Consider the following 23768-nt stretch of genomic DNA (forward strand, 5'->3'; position numbering starts at 1 on the left):
AAGCCGCGCCGGGGGGTGGGTCCGTGTCTATTGACGACAGTTGCAACGAGAGAATGCAGGAGCCGGGAAGCGTCGTAGCGGCGCTGGTTGCGCCATCGCGCGAGCCGTCCGAGGCGACCCGGTCAGCGATCGAGGCATGGGTACGGGATCACCAGTCGAGCAGGGCGGTGGTGGCGATCGAGGCCGCGGCGGGCGCGGTGCTCAACGATCTGCTGGAGGATTTCGGTCGGACGTATTCGTGGAACGAGGTCCGCCGGTTGCCGGGCGTGCCCGAGTTTCGGTCGATGACGGATCTGGCGAAGCGGCTACGGGTGATTTCGGGCCGATTGCGGGAGCAGCATGGGGCGGACCAGGTGATGCAGGTGCATCATAGCGGGCGCTCAGCGCTATGGCTGTCGTTCGAGGTGCCGCCTGAACCGGCACCCGATGCCAGTGGGATCGTGTATACGGAGAGGCCGGTCGAGATGACGTGGCTGGGTCGGCTAATTTACGGTCGGTTGCCGTCGCGTAGCCGGTGGTCGGCCCCGGGTGTTTACCCGACGTTGTTGGTAACGGTGCCGTTCTTCCTGTCGCTCTATGGGTTTTACCATGGGTTGTTCACGGCGAACGCGTGGTTGGTGGTGCTGTCAATGGCCATATTCGCCAATCTGGTGTGGGTGGTGTTCCACAGGTTGAGCCTGCCGGTGAACCAGGCATGGCGAGTGGAATGGCCGTATGTGAGGGGGGACGGGAAGTTTGGCGTAATTCATACCCGGGCAAGGAGTGACGGTCGCCCGTTGTTCCGGTTGTATGGGTATGAGGCGAGTTGCCCGATCTGCGGGGATCTTGTTGATCTCGAGCATGGACGTCATGGGTTCAAGGGACGGATTGTCGGGGAGTGCCGGTCCAATCCGATGGAACATCTGTTCTCGTTCGATCATACAACGGGGGAAGGCAGGTGGCTTTATGAACGATAGCGGTGAGAAGATGTCGATGGTTGCGCAGAATGATCCGGTCGAGCTGGCGACGGAATTGACGATTGCGTGGTTGTCGAACCCGAACACGCGGGTGTCGAGCGAGGATGTGCCGGTGTTTCTGCAGCGGATGCACGAGGCGGTGAGCGCGCTGGAGGCATCGGGGAGCGTGACGGGAACGGGCGATGCGACAGAAGCGCCGCAGGCGTATGCGCCGGCGGTGTCGGTGCGCAAGTCGCTGGCGCGGAGCGATGCGATCATCAGCATGATCGACGGGAAGCCGTACAAGACGCTGCGTCGTCATTTGAAGGGTCATGGTCTGACGCCGGAGCAGTATCGCCAGCGGTACGGGCTGAAGGCGGATTATCCGATGGTGGCGCCGGATTATAGCGAGGCGCGCCGGGACATGGCGAAGAAGATCGGGCTGGGTCGCAAGCCGCGCCAGGCCGAAGCGGAAGCGGTCGGGACGGCAGAGGTGTCGGATGGCGGGCCGGAGGGATCGGCGGAGAGGCCGCGTCGCGGGCGCAAGCTGGGGATCGCGGCGGCAAAGGCGCACCTCGGGTCGTAGGCGGCGGCTTCAGTCGTCAGGCGCGAGGGTGGCGATGGCGTTGACGGTTCGGGAGAGCCGATCGACGATATCGGCCATGTCGTCGAGGCGATCGGCGAGATCGATGGCGAGGTCGAAGAGTTCGGCGTTGTCGCTCGCGCCGTTTGCGGCGGCCATGGCGAGGCGGTGGAGGTTGAGGATGTCGGTTCGCATTTCGGGCGGCTCGTCATCGTCACCGTCGGCGAGGTGGTCACGAAGGTCTTCGAGGTCGCCGACGGCGGCGAGGATCGCGCGGGTGTCGATGGCAGCGAGGCGTTCGTCGCGGCTGTCGCCGCCCTTGTTCCAGTTCATGAGCCGTGGCGTCCCCTCGCGATAGCTTGCGCGGATCCCGGCGCGCGCGCGGCTGCGCGACGCCGGGGAGAAGTTTTCATCGACTTGTTTGCTGGCAACGGCAGCCTCATTCAAGGTGTTGTCCTTGAAGGATATTCGGGCAAGGGAGTGAGGGCGATGCACTGGACAGATACGATCAAGCGGCATGACTATGACCTGGCGCTGGTCGATGTGATGAACGACGTGGAGCTTGCGCCTGAACGCCGGGTGCTGGCGGGTGCGGCGGTCGGGGTCGAGATCGACCTTGCGTGGTTGTCGGCGGGCGAGTTGCTGGAGGCGTTCGAGGCGCTTCAGGGTGATGTGGCGCGCGGGGTGAAGCGTGGCGAGGGTTATGCGGCGCTGGATGCGATCATCACCGATGCGAACCCGTTCCAGATGCGGTTGTGGTATCTGCTGAGCGACACGTCGATCGAGGCGGCGGTGGAGATGCTGGGGTGGCTCAAGGGGCTGCTATATGCGCGTGGCCGGGCGTCGGTGACGCTGAGGGAGGCGGGCGTGCCGCAGATCCATTGGGCGCATGAGGATGCGCTGGAGGAGCCGAACGCGGCGGATATCATGGGGTGTACGGATCGCACCGCGCGGGATCATCGGGTGAACAGCGTCTGGCTGTGACCGATCCCGATGCCGGCTCCTGACATGAGGATGCGACCGATGCGGGTCAGGGCGGTTTTCCAGCCTTTGATACAGGCATGGAAACCGGCCTGACCCGAACGGTCATCACATGACGACGGGTTCTATTTGCGCCGTTTGTACCGTGCGCGCTCTGCCGCCGCTTCGCGATCACGCTTGGCCATGTTGGCGCGATAGATACGGTCGGATTCCGCGCTGGCGCGGTCGGTTTCTGCATTGGCGCGCTCGCGGCGGAGACATAGCTCGCGGGTGTCATCGGCAGCCATGTTGCCCGGTACGCAAGGGTTGGCGCGACGACGCTGCATGTCGGCCTCATACTGGGCGTCCTGGCGCTCGCGACGCTCCCGGTCGGCACGAACCGGATCATAGTCGTCGTCGCTCTGACTTTATGGTGCCTTGACGGCGTCCCGAAGCTTGCCGAGCAGGCTTTGAGCATTGGCCGGCATCGCGGCGCTGCTGACCAGAAACGCGATCAACAATCCTGACCTAAATCGCATCATGATACTCCCTGGTTTGGGTAAGTGTCTCATAACGCGAACGGTGCGGATCGTTGCACGCTCAGATCGAACATTTTGAGAATAGGCCGGCGGCCGGGTTGTTCATGGCGACGATGTGAGGCCGCATCGGCGAAGATCATGATTCCGGCAGCGAGGTTGCCCGACGAATGTTCAGGCGACCATCGCATAGACGGTGTCGGTCGGGGCTGGTTCGTGCCGGGAGACGCGGAAGGGCTGGACGGGATTGCCGGTGGCGATGACATATTGGTCGGCGCCGGTGTCTTCGCGACGCTGAACGGCGACGGCATAGGCGTTCTCGAACGAGGCTAGGCGACCCCGGCGGGCGGAAAAAGCGGTGTCGGTCATGGCGTAATCCTTGGGTAGCGGGTTCGTTCATGGAAAATCAGGAAGCGATCGTATAAGAGTGATCGGGACCGGAACGGGCGCTGTGGCGTTCGAGTGGTTGATCCGTCCGGATGGAGGATCCTTCGGGAACGGGGCGGCATCTCTGCAAGGGTGCCGCCCCGTTTCGTTTTGATACAGCCGCCAAGGCGGCTCAGGATTTTTCCTTGAGCGGTTCGGGCTTCTTGCCGTCGGGCAGGGTCTGGCGGAGATGGTCGTGCACGAGCCGGGCGGTGAACGGCTTGGAGATGAAGGTGGCGTTCTCGGGCATGTCGCCAGGCTCGGGGGTGATGCGGCCGCTGGCGATGACGATATCAATCCACGGCCAGGTGGCGAAAACCTTCCGGGCAAGCTCGAAGCCGTCGAGGCTGCCGGGCATCTCGACATCGGAGAAGAGGAGCATGATCTGTTCGGCCTTCTGGCCAAGCAGATCGATGGCTCCATCGCCGTCGTCGGCTTCGTGGCAGCGATAGCCGGCATCTTCGAGAATGGAGCGGGCATCCATGAGGATCAGGGGATCGTCATCGACGGCGAGGGCATAGGGGACGGTGGAAAGGGTCATAGTGATATAACTCCCCGGTCAGCGATGTGATTGATGCGGCGCTAAAAGATATTGGGCGATGGCGTCGCTGCGGCGTGGGTAGGCGAGCCGTGGCAGGCTTTGCCCGGCCGTGCGCGCGCGGCGGGTAAGTTCGAAGCAATAGGTGAACAGCGGGCTTTGGCGCTGTGCCGCAAGCACCCCGTTTGCCTTGAGCGTATCGAGCCAGGCGCGGGGATGCTCGCCGGTCGCGGGCCGGCGGGCGCCGAGGCGGACCAACTGGTCGATCGCACCGGCATGGCCGGTTTCGAGGTTGCGGATCTTCGACAGCGTGCGCTCGGAGATCGTCTCGCCGGCGATGCGAAGGACGTTGCGGGCGCGCGTCCGACCACGATAGGCGCCTGACAGTGCGGCATAGACACAGCCGCAGTGACCAAAGCCCGGATCGGAGAAGCTGACCACGGCCTCGATGCGGGATCGAGCCTGCCGCAACAGCCGGAAGGCGCGTGAGGCGAAGTAACTTTCCCCGTTGGCCGCGACGCTTGGCAGGCAGAGCAGGCGTTGCAGAACGCAGCCGCGCGCCGGATCGGCGAAGCCGGTGTGGCGGGTGATGACCGCCCCTGTCGCGGGAACGCCGAAGACGATAGCCCCGACCAGCGATGCGCGCTCACCCGCACCGGGTCCGAACAGGCCAACCGCGAGCTGAGCGGCGGGATAGCGGGGCAGATAATGGTGGTCGGCGATGAAGGCACGCGCGGTCGCATGGTCGATGACATCGACGGCGTAGCGGCGCGGGTCGATAACGGTGTCGTCGGAGACGAACGAGGCGCGGCGGTCACGCCAGCGCTGTGAGCGGGCGGTTATCACAGATCCTCGCGCAGCATGAGCGTGAGGACGCGGGTGGTGACGCCGGCGTCGGCGGGATCTTCCGAACCATATTCGAGCGCGGCATCGTAATAGTCGATCGCGAAGAACACCTCGGTGTCGCGCACCGTGAAACTGCCGCGGTTGCGTTCGGTATCGCGCGGATCGAAGGTGCAGCGGCGTAGCGCCTGCATGAGGTGGGCCTGGGCGATTGCCCGCGAGGCGAGCGTGTCGCCTGCCAGCGTGGCGAGACAGGTCCGGGTGACAACGATGCGGGCGGTGCGGTCGAGCCCCTGGCGGCAGCGGTCGTTGAGGCGGCCGATGATCTCGGTGCGCGTCTCGTCGGTGACAGCGATCATGATGATGCTCCCTTGTTCGATACGATGATGGATCGTGTTGGTCAGGCGGCGAGCGAGATCACATCGCGCGGGCGGCGGTCGGGGAAAGCCGCGTGAAAGCGGTCGAGCCAGCTTGCCATGGTCGGCCGTTCGGTCACCGGGATCACAGCGGCGACGTCCTGGAACCGGATCAGGTCGAGCGGCGCGTCGCGCATGATGCGGTCGATCTCGTCACCGGGGAGGAGATGCTCGGCGCGGATGAACGCGGTCATCGATCCGGGCCGCGCACGGGTGCCGCGTCGCCACAGTCCCTCGACCGTATGGAGTCGTGGCGCAGCGCGCGCCTCGACCAGGACGATCAGGCGCAGACACCATTGCGGCAGGCCGCGGATCTCGTCCGGGTGGTTGGCGATACAGATCCAGCACGCCGACTTGGGCGGTACGGGGAGGCCTTCGGCCTCGATCCGGGTAACGCAGGCGGGCCGGTCCCAGCGCCATTCGCGAAGCGGATATTCGCAATGGTAGAGCGGATCGTCGATGCTCATGGCGTGATTGGCGCGCGCGGTGTCGCGCGGGCCGGCGTCGTAACCGATCAGCCGCGTCACCCGCTGACCCCTGCCCCACGCATCGATCGCCGGCTGCCAGAGGCTGAGGAACCTGTCCTGTGGTGCCTTCTTGTATTTGAGGCTGCACGACGAGCCGCCAAGCGACTTGGACGGCAGCGTGGCGTTGGTCAGGCACATTTCGAGGAGGCCGAAATAGGGCGGCCAGTGCTTGAAGCGCCTGGGCACATAGCTGACCAGCTCGAACCGGATGCCGCGATCGCGCATCCAGGGCCGGATCACGTCGAGATACTCATAGGTCGCCGGCTTCTCGACGCCGGTATCGGCGGTGAGCACGAGGCCGGGCGCTTCGCCGCGGGCGTGCTTCTCGATCAGGAGCGCGGTGCTGTCGACGCCGACGCCATAGGCGAGAACCACCGGGGGCGGCGGGAGGACGGTCGACGGGGCTGTTGGGAGGATCATGACGGCTCCTCCGGTTCGAGATAGCTGTCGAAGGGCGCGCCGGTCGCCTCGATCCAGGTGCCTTCGTTGTCGAGATCGATGATGCGCGCCAGCAGCGCGGCGCGCAGCTGGCGGGCATCGACGTCATGCCCCTTGTCGTCGTTCGAGACCAGGCTGAACGCGAGCGTATAGGCGTGGTTGTAACGGGCCATGTCACGCGGCCTCGGGCGCGGCGATGGGTGACACGGTGATCTCGACGCCGCGACGCGTCATCACGATCGACACGCTGCGATCCTCGGGAACCACGAAATAGTGGCTCGCCAGAAGGTCACGGACCCGGTTCTTCAGCGCGGCGTCGTCACCTTCGAGCATGCCGATGATGCGCTCGGCGGCATCGGCCTGGAAGCGTTCGAGCTGGGTGCTGTAGCTATCGGCGTCGCTATCGTCACTTGCGTAGAAAATCGCGCTTTCGAGGAGGTCGACGACGCCGAGTGCGGTCTGGTCGCTGCCGCGCAAGACGAACACCGACGTCTCATCGACCGAGTTGCACGACCATTGATCGGGTGCGAAGGCGACGTCGGCCTCGGTCGACACCTCGATGAACGCGCCGGCGTGGCGCATCGTCGCTTCCAGCGTGATCGCCTCAACCCATCCGCTCTCCGCCTCGGCGGGCGCCTCTTGGGTATCGGAGACGACGAAGGTGCGGTCGCCTTGCGTCACGCGGAAGCGCAGATCCTCGACCTGAGCGAGGATGTCGTACCAGCCATAGCCCTGAAACGCGTCCTGCGCTTCGACCAGTGGTCCGCCGAACGGGTTGTGCTTCGCGATCGCTGCGTTGGCGGGCTGGCCGACCAAGGCGTCGAAGTCCGGCATCAGCACCATGCCGGGATCGGTGATATGCTGGCCGCTCTCGTAGTTGCGCGAGGAATCTGCCGCGTTCGGCGTCCAGGACAGCAGATAGGCCGCGGCCTCGGGGAGCACGATGCCGAGCGAGCACGCCTCGCGCCAGTCATGCGCCGACAGCCGGTGCGTGCCCGCGGCCTCGATCGCGCGGTAGATCGCGACGCGGACCGCATCGCGCAGGCGGGCGATGCCGTCGTTCTCGACGACTTCCTTGCGCGCCGGGAGCACGAGCTGGATCTGCGGGGCGTCGAAGATGTCGACCCGCGCGATCCAGTGGCCGCCCCGATCGACCTCCTGGACGTAGGGCAGGTCGCATGGGATGGTCAGGCCGTGGAAATTGAGGCGGCCGTCGCGCGAGGAATAATGCGACGGGTGTTTCTGGAACACGCCGATGCGAACGCCTTGCCATTCCTCGATATGATTGGCGTCCTTCAGCCAGTCCTCTTGCACCAGGTCATTGCCGTTCCAGGTGACCGGCACCGGATAGTGTTTGGCGGCCTTCTCGACATCGCGTTCGAGGGTTTTCAGCCATTCGTCGGGAACGCGGACGGTGATGGCGGTGCCGCGCGCGATCGGATCGGACGAGATCGCGATCGGGCGGCTCGTTTCCCAGGCGGAGGCCGGAATATGCGCCATCCAGCCTTGCCGGTCGGGCTTGGAAAAGGAGCGGATGATGACATCGCGCCCGGCGAGGCTGAAGACGCCCATGCCGGCGGGATCTTCGGCGCGGCGAGTCTCATCGGACCAGCCCGAACGGCCGAGCGTCACGATGCTGGCGGGATCGGCAATGCCGTGACCGTCATCGGTGACGTGCAGGAAGTGCTCGCTGCCGGCACTGTTGAGCGCAATGGCCACGACACTTGCGCCGGCACGCCGCGCGTTCTGGAGCAGCTCGCAGATCACGTCATACGCGGTGTTGTTGAACAGGCGCGTGACCTTGGCGATCGTCTCGGGGGCGACCGCGGTCGCGATGGTGGCTGGGATCATGGGAATGCTCCGTTCTGGCGGGCTCTCGGCCCGCCCTTCCCCATCCCGCTCCCCTTTGCTGCCTCGTGCACCGATGACGGCGCGTGATCGTTGATGCTGCCGTGATGAACCCGAAGGAGTTTGACATGGTGCCGATGCCCGAACCGCTCACGTTGTCGGACTATGGCCGGCTGAACGCTATGCTCGGGCCGGATCGGGATTCAGGCGAGGAAGCGATACGCGCCGCGTTGCGGACCGCCGCGCAGCTACAGCATCTTCAGACGATGCGGATGGTGTTCGCCGACCGTACCGGAGAAACCTTCGATCCGGCGAAGGTCACGAGGAACCTCGAACGGCTTTCGGGACAGGATCTGAGCGAAGGTTACGAGGAGAAGTGGCGCGAGGAGCTACATCTGGCGGCAATGCAGTTCGGCACGCGTCAAGAGCCAGGGTCCTGATCGCCCGATGCTCCAAGGGCGAGGATGGTCGCAAGCGTCGGCGGAGGTACAAGCCGTTCCCGCCGACCGAACGACAGCCCGTGGCTCCCGGTATATTTGCTGAGCGTCGCCGCCTTGCGCCCGAGCGCAGTCGCGAGGTCGGCGAGCGCAATGCCATTGGCATGGGCGATGCGCACCGCGGCCCGCTCGTCAGGCGTGAAGGCACGGTGGTAACCGTGTACCAGTCCAAGGAGGTTGGCGCGGGTGAACAGCGCGGCCCTGGTCCGTCCCATCCGGTGCGCGAGCGCATCCATCGGCATCGTCCCGTAGAGCGCGCGCAGGGTGGCGATATCGGTCTTGGTCCATACCGGGCCGGCGCGAAAGCCGTCAGCCTTCGCATGGGTGCCGCGCAGGCCGAGGTGACCGGCACGCCAGCGCACCGATCCGGGGGGGCGACCGAGGCGAGCGGCGACGGCCGGGAGGCTTGCCGCATCCCTGTACGCCTCGCGCAGCAGATCGTCCTCCTCACGGGTCCAGTTCCGGCCCCAGCCCCGCCCGATCCCGAGGCGACCCGCAAGCTGCTTGATCGCGGATAGTGATCGTTCGGCATAGCCTTCGGCGGTGAGCATTCCCCGCACCGCCTCGTAGCGGTGTCCCGCCACGATCAGGGTGACGGCATGGGCGAGTTCATCGCTCGGCCACGGCGCACTGCGCGCGGGATGCTTGCAGCCGAGCGCGCCGGCACGCGCGGACACCGCGCCGGTCGAACGCCCGATGATCTCCCCGATCGCGACCAGCGCGACGCCGGCGAGATACCCGGTGCGCAGTTGGGCATCTTCCCATGGTGTCCATGGTGGCGGATGGCTCTCGGTCAGGCCAAGCGATCCGGCACGGGCATAGACCGCCCCGCAGCTTCGCCCGAAGTCCGAGGCGATGTCCGCGGTCGCATCCTGCCCGTAGCGCCGGACCAGTTCATCGTCCTCCATTTCGCCCCAAGGCCGGCTGCTGGCGCGGCGAAGCCCGAGCACTGCCAGGCGCTCACGTACCGCCCATATCGATCGCCTGGTTGCAGCGGCGATATCGGGGATAGTGGCATCCCCGGCGAACAGATGGCGCAGCGTGTCGATCTCGCCCGGGAGCCAGGCGTGCTGGCTGAACGGCACCTCGGCAAGGGCAGTCCCCTCGGCCGGTATCACCGGCGCCGGGCAGGCGACCAGTTCGACGATGACGGGAGCGTGGGCCTCCGCGTCGTCGGGAAAGGCGGCGATGCGGGTCATGACAGACCGACCACGGGCACGTCGCCGAGGCGGGCGCGCAGCCGCGCATGAAGCCTCGCCATGCGGTCGGTGCCGCGCGGCATGGTGTCGATCGCGGAGAGAAGTGCCAGAAGGTCGAGCGCGGCATCCACGGCCTCGGCGTCCAGCGCGAGGTGGCGGGCAAGCTCGGTCGCGGTCGTCGCGTTGGGCGCGATCCGGCGCAGCGCAAGACAGATCGCGGCCGCGACCGGCGCGGCATCGTCAAGCAGGAAGGTATCGAGCGCGCGGGTGCCGCGAATGGCGAGCGCGGTATCGCGGCGAGCCGGTGCTTCGCGCAAGGCATCGAGGTCGAGCAGCCGTTCCGCCTCGGCCGCTTCGATGTCGGCCGCACCGTGCAGGGCGGGTGTTTGCCCCAGATGGCTGGTGATGGTCGGATCGATCCGGGCGAGCGTCGGCGTGGCGGTGAGCGCCGGGCCGAAGGCGTAGAACTCACCTGGTTCGAGCAGCCGCAGACGGTCTGCCTCGCGCGCGCCGAAGCCGAGGATGTCGGCCGCGCGCGCGATATCGCGGTCGAAGACGTTGATGCCGATCAGGAAGTTTTGAAGCTCGGAGATGACCGAGGCCGACAGTTTGGCGAGCCGCTGGGTGGCGATCACCGGCGCGATACCCCGCTTGCGGCCTCGCGCGCACAGATCGGTGAGGGTCGCAACGCCGAGGCGGCGGGTTTCGGCATCGCGCGCCGAGCCCGCGATATGCGGGGCAAGCAGATGCCCCTCGTCGATCGCGACCAGCACGGTATGCGTCCAGTCCTCGCGTGGCGCCCCGATCAGTCCGGCGAAGAAGGCCGAAGCCTTGACGATGCGCTGTTCGGGATCGAGGTCGGTAAGGTCGAGGTGGAGCGCGATCCGGTGACGTCGGGCGCGCAGTGCCGCGGCGGTCAGACCGTCCGATGCGATCTCGACCGCTTTCAGGGTCGTCGCACCGATGTGCGCGGCGAGGTTGCCGAACTCGCCTTCGGGATCGACGATGATCGTCTGGACGTAATCGAACGCTTCCTCGACGATGCGCCGCATGGTGCGGCTCTTGCCGGCGCCCGAACCGCCCTGGAGCAACATCCGCCCGGCAAGCAGCCGGTCGAGATCGAGATCGAGCGTGCCGGTCGCGTGACGGCCGATCGGCACGCGCGTCGCGGTGCGCGGCGGTTCGCCCGTTCGGGTCGCGGTGGGGTCGAGCGTATCGAGCATGGCGGGCTCCCTGGTCGAGCGGTCAGCGCGGATCGCGGGCATAAGCCGCCAGGCGGTCGCGAGCCTCGGCGAGCTGCGCGATGCCGCGTTCGAGGAACAGCGCCTGCGAGCTGTCGGGTACGGCCCCATCGAGGCGTGTCCGCAGCGCGCGCAGGCGGTGGTCGATCGCGTCGGCGACCGCGAGGATGTCATCGGGCCGCAAGGCGACGGCGGCCTCGCCGGCGCGCAGGATATGCCGCCTGCTGGCGAACGGGAGGTAATGAGGTTCGACGGGCAGACGGTGCACGAGCGCGGTTTCGACGGCGTTGGTTATTTGCGCGGCATCGTGGACGATCTCGCCGAGCAGCACCTCGCGCGTCATTGCCGGCATGTGGTGCAGCGCACCGCCTTGGCGCGTCACCGCGATCGGATAGACCGAGGCGAGGCCGACGACACCTTCGGCGAGCGCGACGATGACATCGCCTTCGGCAAGTCCCGGATGTGTCTCGAAGCAGGCATCGAATGCGTCGGCGCTGGTGGCGAAATAATGGACGCGGTGCATGACCGATCCTTTCGTGACTGTGGTGAATGACCGTGGCCGGGCTCAGGCGTAGCGTGGGCGCTCGGCCGGGAAGCGCTCCGGCGGCAGGCCGGTGAAGGTCAAAGCCCGGTATCGACCGCCCGCATAGAGGCAGGAATCGATGGTGGGGCGATGCCGCTGGAGGCGTTCGAGAAGCCGGTTGGCGCGCTGCTGCGCGGCGATCGCGGCGGCATCGTCGAAGTGGAGGGCGATGGCACGGACGAAGGTGCCGCTGTCGTACCACCAGCCCCCCTCTTCTGGACCTCCGTACTCGCGGTCGATTTCGTAGAAAGCGAGGATGCTGCGCATGGGACGGTGCTTTCGGGTTCGAGCGCACGGTCGATTCCATCCGCTCTCCCCTGCCCTCCCCCTCCGCTCCCCGTGCAGAAGGGGAGGCCGGTCATCGACGGCGCCGTGCGGCCTCGGCGGTCAGCGTGTCGACCAGATCACTGTGGTCGGCGAGTATGTTGTCATGGGGATCGGAGATGACGGTCGCTGCGCGGTCCAGCAGGTCGGCAAGGACACGGTCCTTGTTGGGAGCGCTCGTTCGGTTCGGACGCGACGGCTCGTCTCCCGCCTTGTCCATCAGGACGACGACGATCGAGGGCTTTTCGTCTTCGTCAAGCGGCCGGCTGTCGATGATGTGCCGTCCGCCGCGCGTGATCGCGAAGGCGTTGAAGGTGGGTGATACCCCGTTATCGGCGTTTGGGATGACGGTGCCGCGATCGTGGAACTGGATGTCGACGAAGCGCGCCGGGCCATCATAGCCCTTGCCCATGAACGAGAAGGTGATGCGGCGTCCCTCGCTCGTCTTCGCCGTGATCGTGAACGCGCCGTCGGGTATCTCGACGGGCTTGTGGGGCACGTCGTTGAACCCCGCGAAACCGATCGAGACGGCATCGTCGCGGGTCATGACGGGCAGGTCGGTGATGTCAGCCATGGGGATCCTTTCAGCTTGGGAAACACGAGCCAGCGGCGCGGCACTTGCGAGCCTCGTCCGGGCCTCGTTCGACCCGGACCGCGCAATCTGGTAGGAAGCCGGTCGACCAGAACGGGAGACCGAGCATGAAACTGGCAATTCTGAGCGTTATCGGCGCGATGGCGGCGACACCGGCCGCGGCGCAGGTATTTGACATGGGCGGGCTGACCGGCACGCTCTCGCAGGACGCGGTCACCCAATCCGAGGAACGGCGGGCGAACTCGAGGTCGGCGCATGCAAGGGAGATGCAGCGCAGCGCGAAATATGATGACGAACGCACGATCTGCACGCGCTCGTTGCCGATGGCACGCGCCGATCTGGGCGCCCGGAACCCCAGGGTCGCGCAGCTCGCCGCTGCCTGCCGGCGGGCCGGCTATTAAGCGGCCCGGCGCACCGCCTGCGCCATCAGCGGCGTCGCCGCGGCGAAGGTGCGCAACGTCGAGGCGATAGCCGGGCGAAGCTTTGCCTTGCTCGACACGGTGATCTCGGGTGCAAGCGGTGTCCCGTCGGGTGCGGCGTAGCCGGTCGCGGTCAGGTCGCCGGTCGTGACGCGGATCAGATGCCCCTTGTGCGGTGCGGGACCGACATGGCGCGCGGTGAACTCGCCAAGCCGCCCGGTCAGCCCGGTAATCGCCTTGCCCCAGCGGATATGCCCCGCTGCCATCGTTTCGTGGTCGCAGCGCCCGCGAGCCAGCCAGATGCGCAGGTGGCTGCGCTGCTGGAGCCGCGTGTTGCGGGTGCGTTCCATCGTGCGCGTCAGCGGCAGCGCGCCGGCGATTCCGTCGAGCAGGTCGAGGTCATGGCCCTGTAGCGTCACCAGCACGTCGTCATAGTCACGCTCGCCGACAAGCCCGGTGAGCTGCCGGTGCAGGTGTTCGCGATCGGCATGGATGTGCACGCCGCTATCGAGGCGATCCGCCGCGACGAACCCGCCCTCGGTAAGCACCACGATCGTCGCGGCCTCGGAGCCGGGATGGGCGTGGATCAGGTCGAGAAAGTCCCATGCCGGATCACCGCCGATATCGTTGGCCGACAGGACCACGAGACGGCGCGACCAGCGCGCGGGTCGCGGCTCGTCGCTCGGCTTGGGCCAGCTTCCTGGAAGCGGCCTGCCGGTCACCGTCGCGATCGGCGCGGGCGGCAGATTGTGGCGGCGCAGGTCGGCGGTGAAGGCGCGCCTCGCGGCATCGAACAGGTCGGTGCGGTCCCCGCCGCCATCGGTGAAGCCCCGGTCATAGGCGGCACGGCGTTCGCCGAGCGGTACGTCCGAGGGGATGCCGTCCGGGTAATGATGCGGCCAGCCCGCGTGTGCGGCATACCAGCCATCGGCATAGCGGCACGCACAATCCCAGACATAGCCATAGTCGTCGCGCCCCTGCAGGAGTGCGATGTCGCGATCGTCACCGCGTCCCTGCTCGACCTGGGCCTGCGTGAAGGCGAAGTTGGTCGCCTCGCGCTGTGCCCTGGTTTCGGCCGCGATCGCGTCGTTGACGACGCGCATCGCGGCGATCCTCTCGCGGCCGCGCGCCATGCGCGCTTCCACCGGCGCCTGTGCCGGCAGATCGGGGAAGTCGCGCCACGCGCGCGCGATGGCATCGGCATGGGCAGGCGTGCGGCCGCGTTCGAGCCAGCACGCAGGATCGGCCGGGTCGAACGGTGGTTCTACCGGCTGCGCTGTGGCGCTCATCCGTGGAAGGGCGCGGGCAGCGCCATCCATTGTGCCGCGTCGAACGCCGACAGATCGACCTCAGCCGCCTCGTCGCCCCGGCACACCGTGGCGCGGTCAAGCCCGACCAGACCGTCCGTCCGGTTCCAGAATGCGATCTCGCCCTCGGGACTGCGCACCGCGAGGACATGGCCGTCGATGCCGTCGTGGCGGTTTTCGGCACGCAGCAGCGCGTGCTCGAGAATCCCGGTCGTGCTGTGCCAGTCGATACCGTCAGCGGTGATGACGACGCACCCGCCTCCGAACTCGCCAGGATGAAGCCGGTCGCAGTCGCTCGACCACGCAAAGCCGCACGGCAGCGCGGAGGGACAGGCGATGCGGATCAGTTTGGCGACCGGCTCGACACCGAACTGGTCACCGGAGAACAGCGCCTGCACCAGGCCGTTCGCGTCGGGTTCGGACAGGTCGATCCGGCAGTCCAGGTAAGGGAAGCTCCAATCGTCGAACAGGTCGAGGAAGCTCTCGAACATGCTCGTTCCTTTCGGCGGGAACAGCGCATGGAAGGCGGTGCCGAGACTGTCGTAGCCGAGCGCGAGATCCTCGTCGGCGCCATTGGTGTCGAGGATGTCGACCGCGCGCTCGGCGAGCCGCAGCATGTTCGCCTCCCCGGCAGTGACGGTGAGCGCGAACGCGGCCTTGGTGTAGCTGTTGGCCATGGGGATTTCTCCATTTCGGATGGATCGGCGCCATGCGCCGTAAGTCTGCCGTTCAGGCGGATGCGGCGAGCCGTGCGCGGGCAGTCGCGGCCTCGGCGGGGAAGGCGGCGGCAAGGTTGGCATGAAGGACGGCGAAGTCGGCTACCGGGAAAGTGCCGTCGCAGGCAGGACGCGTCGTCATCAGCGCGCCGATGACGATGGCAGCGGTGTCGATATGATCGACGACCGGCACAGGTCCGGCGTAGCTGACCGGCGCGCGGAAACCCGCCTCGATCCAGGTGGCAAGCCCATCCTCAACGGCTTCGGCATAGGCTGACACCGCGGCGTCATCCTCATCGGTGATGCGCAACCCAAGCGTGCGGTAGCAGCCGAAGTCGTGGTGGTTGGCGATGGTCCTGAAGCGGCACCCTGCGGGCGGCGCGCCGTGGCGCGCGATCAGCGCGCAGCGATACGCCTCGATCTCGAGCGCATTCAGCGTGTCGAAGTCGGGCGACCGGCCGAGTTGCGCGCAATCTTCTTCGGCCGGACCGGCACCAAGGTCGATCGTGTAGGACATGGGGGGGGTTCTCCGTCGATCCAGTACCGGATCGACCATCCCTTCCCCCTCCCCTTCGCTACCCCGGGGCAGGCTGGATCAGCGGGTAATGAACCGCCTGGCAGCAAGCTGCGCTTCGCCATCCGATTGCCCGAGCGTCTTCAGCCGGTCGGTTTCGAGACGGATGGCAAGGTCGGATGGAAGGCTGGCCCAGCGCGACGCGATCGTCACCGCCTCGCGGGCGTTGGCAAGCTCGCCGATCGCGGTGCCGTGCCATGCCACGGTCTCTTCCTCGCCGGCGAGGTGGGGATGCGGACGCAGCACCTGTACGAAGAAGGTCTGCATCGGCCTGTCCCATCCGATGAAGACGGTGGACGCGCCATCGAGGCCGGGGAACTGGTGGCGGCTCATGGTGATAACCTCCTGGTCAGGCTGCAAGCGTGTTCCATTCAGGGTGCCACGGACGCGGCCTTGGCTCAAAGCGTAGGATGCCGGTGGCGAGGTGATGACCATCGGCCGCGCGTTTCTCCAGCCAGTCGCGGTAAAGGACGGCATCGGCAAGATCGCCGGCGAGCAGATCGTCGAGCATCGCGGACTGGCGGGCGATCTCGTCCGGGAGCGCGTGCCAGTCGAGCGCGTCGAGGAAGTCCTTGCGTCGCTCGAGGTAGCGGGTCAGCCGCGCGACCTCGGCACGCGCGGCGGCGATGGCGGGATCGATGTCCATGGGCGCTCTCCCGTCAGGCGGTCATCAGTGCCGGCAGCGCCACAGGCGCCGTCAGCTCGAGGTCGCGGCGGATGCGGCGCGCAAGCCGTTCGGGGTCGATGAGTTCGCGCATCGCGGCATAATGGTTGGGCGGACCCGCCGGATCGCGCGTCACGCCGGCACGGCGGTAGAGCAGTTCGCGACCTTCGCGCAGCCGCCCGATCGTCAGTTCGAGATGAAGATCGGACGTGCGCAGCACGATCTCACCCGCCATCGAGACCTCGCCGGGCAGCGAATGGATATCGAAGGCATCGGGCGCGACGTCGAGCGCGGCGGCAAGCCGGCGCAGCGCCTTTCGGCCATCGATATGGAAACGCTCCTTGGCGACCGCATCATAGGCAACGCCGCGGATCGCGAGCGACAGCAGCGGGGGGAAGCGTCGCAGTGCCGCCACGCGGTCGGCGCAGGTGCCGCGCAGCACGGTGTCGTCGGGGCGGGCGGCGCAGATGGCGGCGAGATGGCGGGCGAGCAGCACGATCGCGGGATCGCTGTTCGCATCGAGCCCGGCATGCCGGCAGTCCTCGATCGCCTTTTCGATCGCGTGGATCGTGGTCGGGATGGTGGTCAGCGCGCTGGGATCGAGCGCCTGCTGGTGGCGGAATGCGACGTCGAACATGGGGGGCGTCTCCGGGTCGGAAGCGCGACCATCGCGCTCGCCCTCCCGTCCCCTCTCCCCTCCGGTCGCCCTGCCGTTCGGCGTCAGCCGAAGGCGCGCATCAGGCTCATCATGCCGCCAAGTGCCGCGATCAGTACGACCTGGCTGCCGATGAGCCAACGGATCGTATCGTTCTTGGCCGACGCGATCTCGGTCCGCACCTTGGCCATCTCGGTATGCACCGTGGCGATCTCGGCCTTGAGATAATCCTTGGTGACCAGATCCTCGCGCGAGGTGACCATGGTGTCGCCAAGAATGGTCGCAATGGCGTCGGCGAGCGGCTTGGCCGCACCGGCGGTTTCGAGGTCGCGTGAAGCGCGGATGCTGTTGAACATGGTCGCCATCGTCGTCGATCTTTCTATCATATGGGTGAACGGTCGGGAATGCGCAAAGTCTCGCGTGCTCAGGCGGCCGGCACCCACTTTTCCATGTCGTCGCCCTGGCGCAGACAGACTTGGCAGGTGGTGGCATCATAGGTCGAGGCAAGCGACCAGGCCTGCGTCTCGCGGTCCCACACCGCGGCGGCATCCTTCACCAGGTCATCGCTGCCGCATTTGTCGCAGACCGGCGTCACGCATGGCGTACCGCGCGCGCGCAGCGGCTCGGCGCCGCAGATGCTCCAGTCACCATAAAGTGTACCGCCATGCGGCAGGCAGTCGCCGTCGAGCTGGATGGCGTGCTCACCATACCCGTCGTGGAAATGGATTTGGGCATCGGGAAAATGCTTTTCCATGACCTCGCGCGCGCCGCGCAGCTTCACGTCACTACCATAGGTGGTGTGGACGTAGCTGAGGGGGCCGATGGTGGGGCCTTCGCGGCCCCAGGTGTCGAGGTCCTGCTCGAGGGCATCGCGACCGTGGAAGAGGTGGAGATAGACGCTCATCGTCGGAATCCTTTCAGTCAGGGTAAAGCGCGACGGCACTGTCCGCTCGCGCGCAAGGCGACACGCGTTCAGGCGAGCGCGGCGACCTGCTTGGTGATGGGAGCCATGCTCTCGACCTGGACCGCGCCGAGGCTCTCGAAGGTTTCGACCTCGGTGCGCTCGGCATAGCGGGCCTTGTCGACCAGGCCGTAGCGTACCTCGCCGGTATAGTTGGCGAACCCCAGCGCATCGACGCCGGCAAGCTGGCGGAACACCACCCCGACCTTGCCCGTAGGCACCCAGTCGGCCCAATCGCCATAGGCGGCGGTCGAGACATAACCCCCGATGACGGCTTGATACGCGGCGCGCCGGCGCGAGACATTGCTGTCGCGCGGGGTCACCGCCTTGCCGGTGAAGGCACCATAGGCGTCAGGCAGCCAGTTACGCGCGATGTCGTGGGCGAGCGGCAGTTCGAGATCACGCAGCGGATCGCGGGTAGCGCGCCATTCAGGCTCGAAGGCGAGCATCACGCGGGTCCAGTCGACATCCTCCTCATATGCGGCATCGTCACGCCGTAAAAGCGCGGGCATCGCCGATTGGCGCTCGTCGGAAAGCAGGAAACCGCCATGGCTGGCGGTGGTGACATGCCAGATGCCGGGAAGGCGCTGGTCGGCGGTCTGCAACGGTCCCCATGGGCTGTGGTCGGGACGTGGGGATGAAGCGAAGAGGGTCATGGCGGTCGGCTCCCTTGATCGGATACGCCCGTCTCCCCCCCCCTCCGCTCCCATGACCCGGTAATCGCGGTAATCGCGATGTTCGCCGTAATCGCGGTGTTCGCGGTTACCGCGAGGATCCGCGTGGCTCGCATGACAGGCGCTCGCCGCGCCGCCAGCGAGCCGGCTCGATGAAGCTGCCCTCGTGCGCGCCGATACGAGCCGCGACCGCGCGGTCATAGGCGGCGACGTAGCGGGCCGCGCGTGCGGGATCGGCCCTGAGATACCCGGTCACCGGCAGGGCAAGGCCCGCGGCGATCATCGTCTCGCCAAGGTCGCGGCCATCGACCGTAACCGTGCCGACCGGGCGACCGTAGCTGGCGCTCCCGGTCAGCCGGATCGTGGCCTCGCCCCCCTTGAGCATCCGGGCGGCACGGTCCTGCGCTGCCTTGCCGCATTGCCAGCAACCCGTGTTGCCTTGGCACCATTGCCGGCTCTCAAAGGCATCGGCGCCCGACAGGCGGATATCGATCGTGACGGTGTCGCCATCGAGCGCGCGGCCGCGTGCCGCGATGGTAGAGGCAGGCGATGCGGCATCGTTCGGGGCGGCTGCCGAACAGGCGGTGGCGAGCGCCAGCGCACCAAAGAGGGTCAGGCGCATCGGTCGAGCTTTCGCGGCTCAATGCCGGGATGGGCGACGTCGATGACCCGCCAGGGTTGCAACGGGTCGGACGTGGCGACGACGGCGACGTGCTCGCCGGCCTCGGTCAGGCGCACTGCGACGCGGACCGCGTTGGAACGGCAGCACAGCAGGCGGCGTAGCGGGGACAGGGCTTCGGACATGGCGGACCTCGTGATTTCGGTGCAGGTGTCGCATGACGGCGCGCTCACGCGAACAGCGTCTTGTGAACGCGGGTTTGCGGCAACGCCTGCCATGCCAGCGTGCGGACCCCTCGGATGTGGTAGAGGCCGAAGCCCTCGACCGGACGAAAGGCGATCCCGCGCCTGTGCTTCACCACGGTGAAGTCGGTGCCGTGATGGCCATCGGTAAAGGTAAGCGGTACGGCGAGGCGGATGCGCATGCCCTCGGTCAGCTTGCGGGCGCGCAGGCGCAGATTGGCAAGGCAGCGGCGTCGCCACTGGAGCGCGTTTTCATTATCGCTCGAAGTCAGCAGGCGCAGGATGCGTTCGGGGCAATCGTCCTCGCACGGCCCCATCGATTCCTCCATGTCCTTGTACCCGAAATGTTCTCCATCCTTGTTGCGCGGGTTCCAGCGTATCAGGCAGACGACCGCGAAGATCTCGCTACCCTTGCCGTCGGTCATGACCTGCGCCGCGGCGTAATAGGTGTTCATGCCGACGATCGCGCTGTCGAGGATGCGCAGCCCGGTGGCGGTGCCCTCGGGCTGTTCGCGCTCATAGGTGAATTGCGCGTCGAGATAGGCCTTGGGTGTCTCGTGTCCGCCCATCGCGTAGCGGCTCATGAACAACCATCCCATGACGGGTCTCCTTGTTGGGGGTGGAAAGGGTCAGGCCGCGATCGCGGCCGGTATTTCCGGTTCGCCTGCGGCGGGGGCTTTCTGCTCGCCTGCTGCGGGCGTCGAAAAGCCGCGCAGATAGGCGAACGCCTGTTCGGCCCTGGCAGCGGCGGTGAAGATCGCCGACGTGTCGGCGCGCATCACGGTCATCCAGTGCGAAACGTAGCTCGCGTGGCTGTCGTGGAGCGAGGTCGGCAGGCCGAGGTCGGCGCAGATCATGCTCGCGGTCAGTTCGGCGGTGAGTTCTTCCATCGCGTACGCACGGTCGCCGAAGCGTTTGCCGAAGGTGCGCGCGAGCCGCGCCGGAGCGCCCGACCAATGCGCCGTCTCATGGCCCCTGGTGGAGGCGTAGGCGTCGCCCGATGCAAAGCTGCCGGGATGCGGCAGCTGGATGCGGTCGGTGCCGGGGCAGTAATATGCTTCGTCCCCGCCGTGGCGTACCCTGGCCGGGATCGCGGTGAAGAAGGCATCGATCGCGTCCTGCCGCTGCGAGAGCAGGGCCGGCGTCGGGGGAACGTCACGCGGATAATACCAGGCCGGCAGGCCGTCGATCTCGTCTGCATTGTAGACGGCGTAGCTGCGCAGGAAGCGGATGAAGCGCGCCGCGCTCTCGCCGGTGAGCATGGGTTGGCCGGGCTTCCTGAATACCGAGGCGTAGATCGACATGGAGGGACAGGCGCCCGGACGGATGCACCCTCCCAATTCCCCGGCCTGGCGCGCGGTCATCCAGTAGCGGCTGCGATAGCCGCGCATGTCGGCAGTCGCCCACAACCAGAGCGTATTGATGCCCGAATACGGTGTGCCTTCGTGGCGCAGCGGCCGTCCGCCCTCGCCGGTCAGCGACCAGCTCCGCGCCCATGGCAAGATGCCGGCCTCGAGCCGGGCCAGGATCGTAGCGGTGACCTCGCCCGCGATGTCGCGGACGGACGGGATGCGGGACATGGGACAGGTCTCCGGTGGGTGCGGCAGGGCAGCGGTCCGGCTCGGGCCGAAATGACACCGCAAGGCGGGGGGCTGCGAAGGGCGCAGGTGTCGAAACAGCATCGCCGGCAGTTGCGCACTGCCGGCGATGCCGTGTGCCGGTCATTCGGCCGCGACGATCTCGATCTCGTCATTGGCGGCGTCGTTGATGTTCGCCGCGTCATCGTCGGGATCGTTGCCGATGAGGTCGGCGATATCGATGTCGTCCCCGATATCGTCACCGGCATCGTCATCGTCATCGATGCCGGGATCCTGCGACACGATCAGGTCGGCAAAGCCCGCATCGGCGTCGTCGTTGTTCCCGGTGTCAGCATCGTCGGCCTGGTCGAGGAAGCGCATCGCGTTCGGCACCCAGGCAAGCGCCGCAGCCTTCACCTCGGCCTCGACGATCGCTTCGCCGGCGAACAGCTTCTCGCAGCTTGCCGCGATCTCGGGCTTCTTCTGGCTGGCATGGCGAGCCGACAGCGCCGGTCCGCCAACCTCATCGAGCAGCGACAGGAGCACGCCCTTCGACACCCGGTCGAAGAAGTTCTCCGCCGTCGGCCGCCACCAGGTTGCCACATCGATGTCGAGGATCGTGGCAAGCCGGTTCTGCAGCGCGTTCTGCTTCGCCGTGTAGCCGTCCTTTGCCTCGAAGGATGCCGCCACGATCCACGCCAGCCACGCGGTCTTCGCCTCGTCGCCAAGTGCCCGGAACGCCTCGAACCGCCCGATCGTCGCTGCTCCGCTGCTCGACTTGTCGCAAGCCTCCGTCCACGACGCATCCAGCCCGTCATAGGCTTCAGCCAGATAGTCGCGCGCACGGGTCGCCGGCACGCTCTTTGCCAGCATCGGATCCTGCGGGTGGCTCGCCCGGATCGTGGTGCCGCTGTGCGAGAGCATGTTCACCCGCCCGTCGATCATCGCGAACAGCAGATAGTCGAGCGCCAGCGCGGGATTGGCGAGGATCGAGGCCGCCAGCACGTCGCGCCGCTGCACCGTGAGCTGGTCGTACAGTACCTGGCTGAGCGCCTTGCCACCGGGAGCCTCGGCCTCGGGCGCGACCGGCGCCGCGGCCGACCGCCCCGTCGTCACCGGACCCTCCTCGATGTGGAAACCCCGGGGTGCGCGTTCACCGCCATCCTCGCCGGCTTTGTCTTCATCGCCATCGGCGTCGGGCTCGATCGCGACGACCCGGATCGGGGTTTCGCTATAATAGGTCGTGTCGAGCGTGGTGGTGCCGTCGCGGCCGAGCAGCAGGAAGGTGCCGACCTTCTGCTTCAGTTCGTCGGGCAGGATCTGCGGGCGGTCGTGGATCTCCTGCGCCTCGTCCGAGAGCGTCTCATGCTCTTCCTCGAGCGCGGCATAGGTCGCCTCGTCCTCGTCACCCTCGACGCCCTGCATCGCGTCCTCGATTTCCTCGAGCCGCGTCGCGATCGTATCGAGCCGTTCGGCCTGCTCGAGCGTCAGCGGGAGCGTCGGGAGGTGGATGCGATGCAGGTCGCGCGCCGCTTCCCAGGTGCTGGTGCCGGCGATCGGGCGGACCCAGGCCAGCCCCTGTTCCTCGCCCAGGCGCAGCGCCTCGGCTTCCAGCTTCGCGGCCGCCAGTGTCTGCGCGATGCCGGGATCGACCCAGCGATCGCCGTCGTCGCTGAACAGATCGTTCTCGACCTTGCCCCCGGCCGCGACATAGGCAGCCTCGCCGACGTAGCGCGCAACAGGTTCGCTCGACTTCATCGTCTCGTTGGCGATAATCCGCCGGATCGAGTCCGCGCTCTGGTAGCTCTGGTTGCCATAGGCCTGCCACACCATCAGCTGGCGGTCCTGGCTCGCCGTCGAGGCATACGCCTTGGCGATATCGAGGCTGATCCGCCGTTCGGCGAGCGCGGTGAAGATCGGCTCGGCCAGATCGGCGAGGCGCAGCCGCCCTTCCACGAAGCGGCGCGTGATGCCGAAGCGCCTGGCCACGCCGTCGATATCCCCGCCCGTGCCCATGAAATGCTGAAACGCGCGGCATTCGTCGGCCGGGTTCATCGCCAGCTTCTGGAAGTTCTCGGCAAGCGAGGTTTCCGACAGCAAGGCATCGCTGCCCGACAACACCAGCACAGGCACGTCATAGGACGCGGCATCGATGTCGCCGCGTTGTGCCAGCAGTTCGAGCGCGCGCAGGCGCCGGCTGCCGGCGATGACCGCGAAGGTGCCGCGCGGCTTTTTCGCCGGCGTCACGATCAGGTTCTGGATGAGCCCGCGCGCCGCAATGTCAGCGGCCAGTTGCTCGATAAAATCCTCGCCCGCCTGGCGGACGTTGATCGGCGACAGCACCAGCTTCGCCAGCTTCACGCTCTGAATGGTCATGGAGGACACTCCTTCTCGCGCCCGGACCAAATCCCGGACACAAGAACTCCTCCCCCTTCCCTCCCTGATCCCGGGATTGACCCGGGAACCCGTGCATCAGGGCACCGGCTGTCGTCAGTCCTTTGCCAATGCGGCAGGCTTCTCCCCTCGACGATCGATCCACCATTTGGCATCCGTCATCATTGTCAGGCGCTCGATGCTGTCCGGCGATGCCGTGCGCAGCACGGCGAGCTTCTCGGCCCGGATGGTCGTCGCCCATGCCACTTGGCGTTGGCTGCCGATAAGATCGGGGAGACCAAGGTCGGCGACCCCTGCGAGGGCCGCCTCCGCCCTGGCGGCTGACACCTCCGTGTAGCATGCCTTGCATTTGCGGCGGGCAAGTTTGGTGGCCTCGCGTTCGGTGTCGAACGTCGATAGTCCATAGACCTGGTGTGTGGCGACGTGACCGCAGGCGTGTGTGATTTCCCGTTCCATGGCGGTGTCCTATCATAGCGGTCC

The 23768-nt window shown here is 66.8% G+C and carries 34 protein-coding genes; 5 read left to right on the forward strand and 29 right to left on the reverse strand.

The window, feature by feature from the left end; translation table 11 throughout:
* Positions 1-23 precede the first annotated feature (23 nt).
* Entirely contained in the window at positions 24-956 is a 933-nt protein-coding gene (locus tag SPHME3_RS0100065) for a hypothetical protein (RefSeq protein WP_145957898.1), read from the forward strand.
* A complete protein-coding gene (locus tag SPHME3_RS0100070) occupies positions 946-1521 on the forward strand; it encodes a MucR family transcriptional regulator (protein WP_018250427.1) in 576 nt (191 codons plus the stop codon). The genes SPHME3_RS0100065 and SPHME3_RS0100070 overlap by 11 nt, the downstream gene beginning before the upstream one ends.
* 9 nt (positions 1522-1530) lie before the next feature.
* On the opposite strand, the gene SPHME3_RS20435 is transcribed toward SPHME3_RS0100070, so the two are convergent.
* Positions 1531-2037 carry a hypothetical protein gene (locus SPHME3_RS20435; RefSeq protein ID WP_196801615.1) on the reverse strand — a complete coding sequence of 169 codons (507 nt, stop codon included), beginning with the start codon at positions 2035-2037 and terminating at the stop codon, positions 1531-1533.
* On the opposite strand from SPHME3_RS20435, the gene SPHME3_RS0100080 reads away from it, so the two are divergent.
* Positions 2008-2502: a hypothetical protein gene (locus SPHME3_RS0100080; RefSeq protein ID WP_018250429.1), complete on the forward strand. Its 495-nt coding sequence runs from the start codon at positions 2008-2010 to the stop codon at positions 2500-2502. The two genes, SPHME3_RS20435 and SPHME3_RS0100080, sit on opposite strands and share 30 nt — an antisense overlap.
* A 122-nt stretch (positions 2503-2624) precedes the next feature.
* On the opposite strand, the gene SPHME3_RS20915 is transcribed toward SPHME3_RS0100080, so the two are convergent.
* The 8 genes from SPHME3_RS20915 to SPHME3_RS0100125 form a co-directional block, all read right to left on the reverse strand.
* The gene (locus SPHME3_RS20915; RefSeq protein WP_097352040.1) at positions 2625-2825 is read right to left on the reverse strand and encodes a hypothetical protein; all 201 of its coding nucleotides are present in this window, start codon (positions 2823-2825) and stop codon (positions 2625-2627) included.
* Between the two features lie 363 nt (positions 2826-3188).
* The gene (locus SPHME3_RS0100095) at positions 3189-3383 is read right to left on the reverse strand and encodes a hypothetical protein (RefSeq protein ID WP_018250432.1); all 195 of its coding nucleotides are present in this window, start codon (positions 3381-3383) and stop codon (positions 3189-3191) included.
* 190 nt (positions 3384-3573) lie between these two features.
* Positions 3574-3981, reverse strand: coding sequence for a response regulator (locus SPHME3_RS0100100; RefSeq protein ID WP_018250433.1), 408 nt, complete (start codon positions 3979-3981; stop codon positions 3574-3576).
* An 18-nt stretch (positions 3982-3999) separates the two neighbouring features.
* Positions 4000-4824, reverse strand: a complete 825-nt coding sequence (locus SPHME3_RS0100105) for a Mom family adenine methylcarbamoylation protein (protein ID WP_018250434.1) — start codon at positions 4822-4824, stop codon at positions 4000-4002.
* On the reverse strand, positions 4821-5180 hold the full coding sequence (locus SPHME3_RS0100110) for a DUF3768 domain-containing protein (protein WP_018250435.1): 360 nt from the start codon (positions 5178-5180) through the stop codon (positions 4821-4823). Before SPHME3_RS0100110 ends, SPHME3_RS0100105 begins: the two co-directional genes overlap by 4 nt.
* A 41-nt stretch (positions 5181-5221) precedes the next feature.
* The gene (locus SPHME3_RS0100115) at positions 5222-6184 is read right to left on the reverse strand and encodes a hypothetical protein (RefSeq protein WP_026189049.1); all 963 of its coding nucleotides are present in this window, start codon (positions 6182-6184) and stop codon (positions 5222-5224) included.
* Positions 6181-6375: a hypothetical protein gene (locus SPHME3_RS0100120; protein ID WP_018250437.1), complete on the reverse strand. Its 195-nt coding sequence runs from the start codon at positions 6373-6375 to the stop codon at positions 6181-6183. The genes SPHME3_RS0100115 and SPHME3_RS0100120 overlap by 4 nt, the downstream gene beginning before the upstream one ends.
* Position 6376: 1 nt before the next feature.
* Positions 6377-8053: an ATP-binding protein gene (locus tag SPHME3_RS0100125; RefSeq protein WP_018250438.1), complete on the reverse strand. Its 1677-nt coding sequence runs from the start codon at positions 8051-8053 to the stop codon at positions 6377-6379.
* A gap of 83 nt (positions 8054-8136) precedes the next feature.
* Here SPHME3_RS0100125 and SPHME3_RS0100130 point away from each other — a divergent pair, with 83 nt between their 5' ends.
* The gene (locus SPHME3_RS0100130; RefSeq protein WP_156021344.1) at positions 8137-8490 is read left to right on the forward strand and encodes a hypothetical protein; all 354 of its coding nucleotides are present in this window, start codon (positions 8137-8139) and stop codon (positions 8488-8490) included.
* Here the strand turns inward: SPHME3_RS0100130 and SPHME3_RS0100135 are convergent.
* The 5 genes from SPHME3_RS0100135 to SPHME3_RS0100155 all read right to left on the reverse strand — a co-directional run bounded on the left by SPHME3_RS0100135 (position 8472) and on the right by SPHME3_RS0100155 (position 12468).
* Complete coding sequence (locus tag SPHME3_RS0100135) at positions 8472-9746, reverse strand: hypothetical protein (protein WP_018250440.1); 1275 nt, start codon at positions 9744-9746, stop codon at positions 8472-8474. The two genes, SPHME3_RS0100130 and SPHME3_RS0100135, sit on opposite strands and share 19 nt — an antisense overlap.
* Complete coding sequence (locus tag SPHME3_RS0100140) at positions 9743-10969, reverse strand: helicase HerA domain-containing protein (RefSeq protein WP_018250441.1); 1227 nt, start codon at positions 10967-10969, stop codon at positions 9743-9745. Before SPHME3_RS0100140 ends, SPHME3_RS0100135 begins: the two co-directional genes overlap by 4 nt.
* Before the next feature lie 22 nt (positions 10970-10991).
* Positions 10992-11510 carry a hypothetical protein gene (locus SPHME3_RS0100145; RefSeq protein WP_018250442.1) on the reverse strand — a complete coding sequence of 173 codons (519 nt, stop codon included), beginning with the start codon at positions 11508-11510 and terminating at the stop codon, positions 10992-10994.
* A gap of 42 nt (positions 11511-11552) precedes the next feature.
* Positions 11553-11837: a hypothetical protein gene (locus SPHME3_RS0100150; RefSeq protein ID WP_018250443.1), complete on the reverse strand. Its 285-nt coding sequence runs from the start codon at positions 11835-11837 to the stop codon at positions 11553-11555.
* A 91-nt stretch (positions 11838-11928) separates the two neighbouring features.
* Positions 11929-12468, reverse strand: a complete 540-nt coding sequence (locus SPHME3_RS0100155; RefSeq protein WP_018250444.1) for a hypothetical protein — start codon at positions 12466-12468, stop codon at positions 11929-11931.
* Positions 12469-12593: 125 nt separating this feature from the next.
* On the opposite strand from SPHME3_RS0100155, the gene SPHME3_RS0100160 reads away from it, so the two are divergent.
* Positions 12594-12887, forward strand: coding sequence for a hypothetical protein (locus tag SPHME3_RS0100160; RefSeq protein WP_097352038.1), 294 nt, complete (start codon positions 12594-12596; stop codon positions 12885-12887).
* Here the strand turns inward: SPHME3_RS0100160 and SPHME3_RS0100165 are convergent.
* The 15 genes from SPHME3_RS0100165 to SPHME3_RS0100235 form a co-directional block, all read right to left on the reverse strand.
* Positions 12884-14194: a hypothetical protein gene (locus SPHME3_RS0100165; protein WP_018250446.1), complete on the reverse strand. Its 1311-nt coding sequence runs from the start codon at positions 14192-14194 to the stop codon at positions 12884-12886. The genes SPHME3_RS0100160 and SPHME3_RS0100165 overlap by 4 nt on opposite strands.
* The gene (locus SPHME3_RS0100170) at positions 14191-14889 is read right to left on the reverse strand and encodes a hypothetical protein (protein ID WP_018250447.1); all 699 of its coding nucleotides are present in this window, start codon (positions 14887-14889) and stop codon (positions 14191-14193) included. Before SPHME3_RS0100170 ends, SPHME3_RS0100165 begins: the two co-directional genes overlap by 4 nt.
* Positions 14890-14941: 52 nt before the next feature.
* On the reverse strand, positions 14942-15445 hold the full coding sequence (locus SPHME3_RS0100175) for a hypothetical protein (RefSeq protein WP_018250448.1): 504 nt from the start codon (positions 15443-15445) through the stop codon (positions 14942-14944).
* Between the two features lie 78 nt (positions 15446-15523).
* On the reverse strand, positions 15524-15835 hold the full coding sequence (locus SPHME3_RS0100180; protein ID WP_018250449.1) for a hypothetical protein: 312 nt from the start codon (positions 15833-15835) through the stop codon (positions 15524-15526).
* Between the two features lie 16 nt (positions 15836-15851).
* Positions 15852-16148: a hypothetical protein gene (locus SPHME3_RS0100185; RefSeq protein WP_018250450.1), complete on the reverse strand. Its 297-nt coding sequence runs from the start codon at positions 16146-16148 to the stop codon at positions 15852-15854.
* Positions 16149-16161: 13 nt separating this feature from the next.
* The gene (locus SPHME3_RS0100190; protein ID WP_018250451.1) at positions 16162-16803 is read right to left on the reverse strand and encodes a hypothetical protein; all 642 of its coding nucleotides are present in this window, start codon (positions 16801-16803) and stop codon (positions 16162-16164) included.
* Between the two features lie 83 nt (positions 16804-16886).
* Positions 16887-17186: a CCDC90 family protein gene (locus tag SPHME3_RS0100195; protein ID WP_018250452.1), complete on the reverse strand. Its 300-nt coding sequence runs from the start codon at positions 17184-17186 to the stop codon at positions 16887-16889.
* Positions 17187-17245: 59 nt separating this feature from the next.
* Positions 17246-17725: a hypothetical protein gene (locus SPHME3_RS0100200; RefSeq protein ID WP_018250453.1), complete on the reverse strand. Its 480-nt coding sequence runs from the start codon at positions 17723-17725 to the stop codon at positions 17246-17248.
* 68 nt (positions 17726-17793) lie between these two features.
* Positions 17794-18438, reverse strand: a complete 645-nt coding sequence (locus SPHME3_RS0100205; RefSeq protein WP_051076120.1) for a DUF7007 domain-containing protein — start codon at positions 18436-18438, stop codon at positions 17794-17796.
* A 106-nt stretch (positions 18439-18544) separates the two neighbouring features.
* Positions 18545-19078 (reverse strand): thermonuclease family protein, encoded by a 534-nt coding sequence (locus tag SPHME3_RS0100210; protein ID WP_018250455.1) that lies wholly within the window; start codon positions 19076-19078, stop codon positions 18545-18547.
* Entirely contained in the window at positions 19069-19260 is a 192-nt protein-coding gene (locus SPHME3_RS0100215; protein WP_018250456.1) for a hypothetical protein, read from the reverse strand. The genes SPHME3_RS0100210 and SPHME3_RS0100215 overlap by 10 nt, the downstream gene beginning before the upstream one ends.
* A gap of 44 nt (positions 19261-19304) precedes the next feature.
* Positions 19305-19916, reverse strand: a complete 612-nt coding sequence (locus SPHME3_RS0100220) for a DUF6927 domain-containing protein (RefSeq protein WP_020493463.1) — start codon at positions 19914-19916, stop codon at positions 19305-19307.
* A gap of 30 nt (positions 19917-19946) precedes the next feature.
* The gene (locus tag SPHME3_RS0100225) at positions 19947-20897 is read right to left on the reverse strand and encodes an ArdC family protein (RefSeq protein WP_018250458.1); all 951 of its coding nucleotides are present in this window, start codon (positions 20895-20897) and stop codon (positions 19947-19949) included.
* A gap of 141 nt (positions 20898-21038) precedes the next feature.
* Complete coding sequence (locus tag SPHME3_RS0100230; protein WP_018250459.1) at positions 21039-23270, reverse strand: ParB/RepB/Spo0J family partition protein; 2232 nt, start codon at positions 23268-23270, stop codon at positions 21039-21041.
* A 114-nt stretch (positions 23271-23384) separates the two neighbouring features.
* Positions 23385-23744 carry a hypothetical protein gene (locus SPHME3_RS0100235; protein ID WP_018250460.1) on the reverse strand — a complete coding sequence of 120 codons (360 nt, stop codon included), beginning with the start codon at positions 23742-23744 and terminating at the stop codon, positions 23385-23387.
* Between the last annotated feature and the right edge of the window lie 24 nt (positions 23745-23768).

The organism is Sphingomonas melonis DAPP-PG 224, assembly GCF_000379045.1.
Classification (GTDB): domain Bacteria; phylum Pseudomonadota; class Alphaproteobacteria; order Sphingomonadales; family Sphingomonadaceae; genus Sphingomonas; species Sphingomonas aquatilis.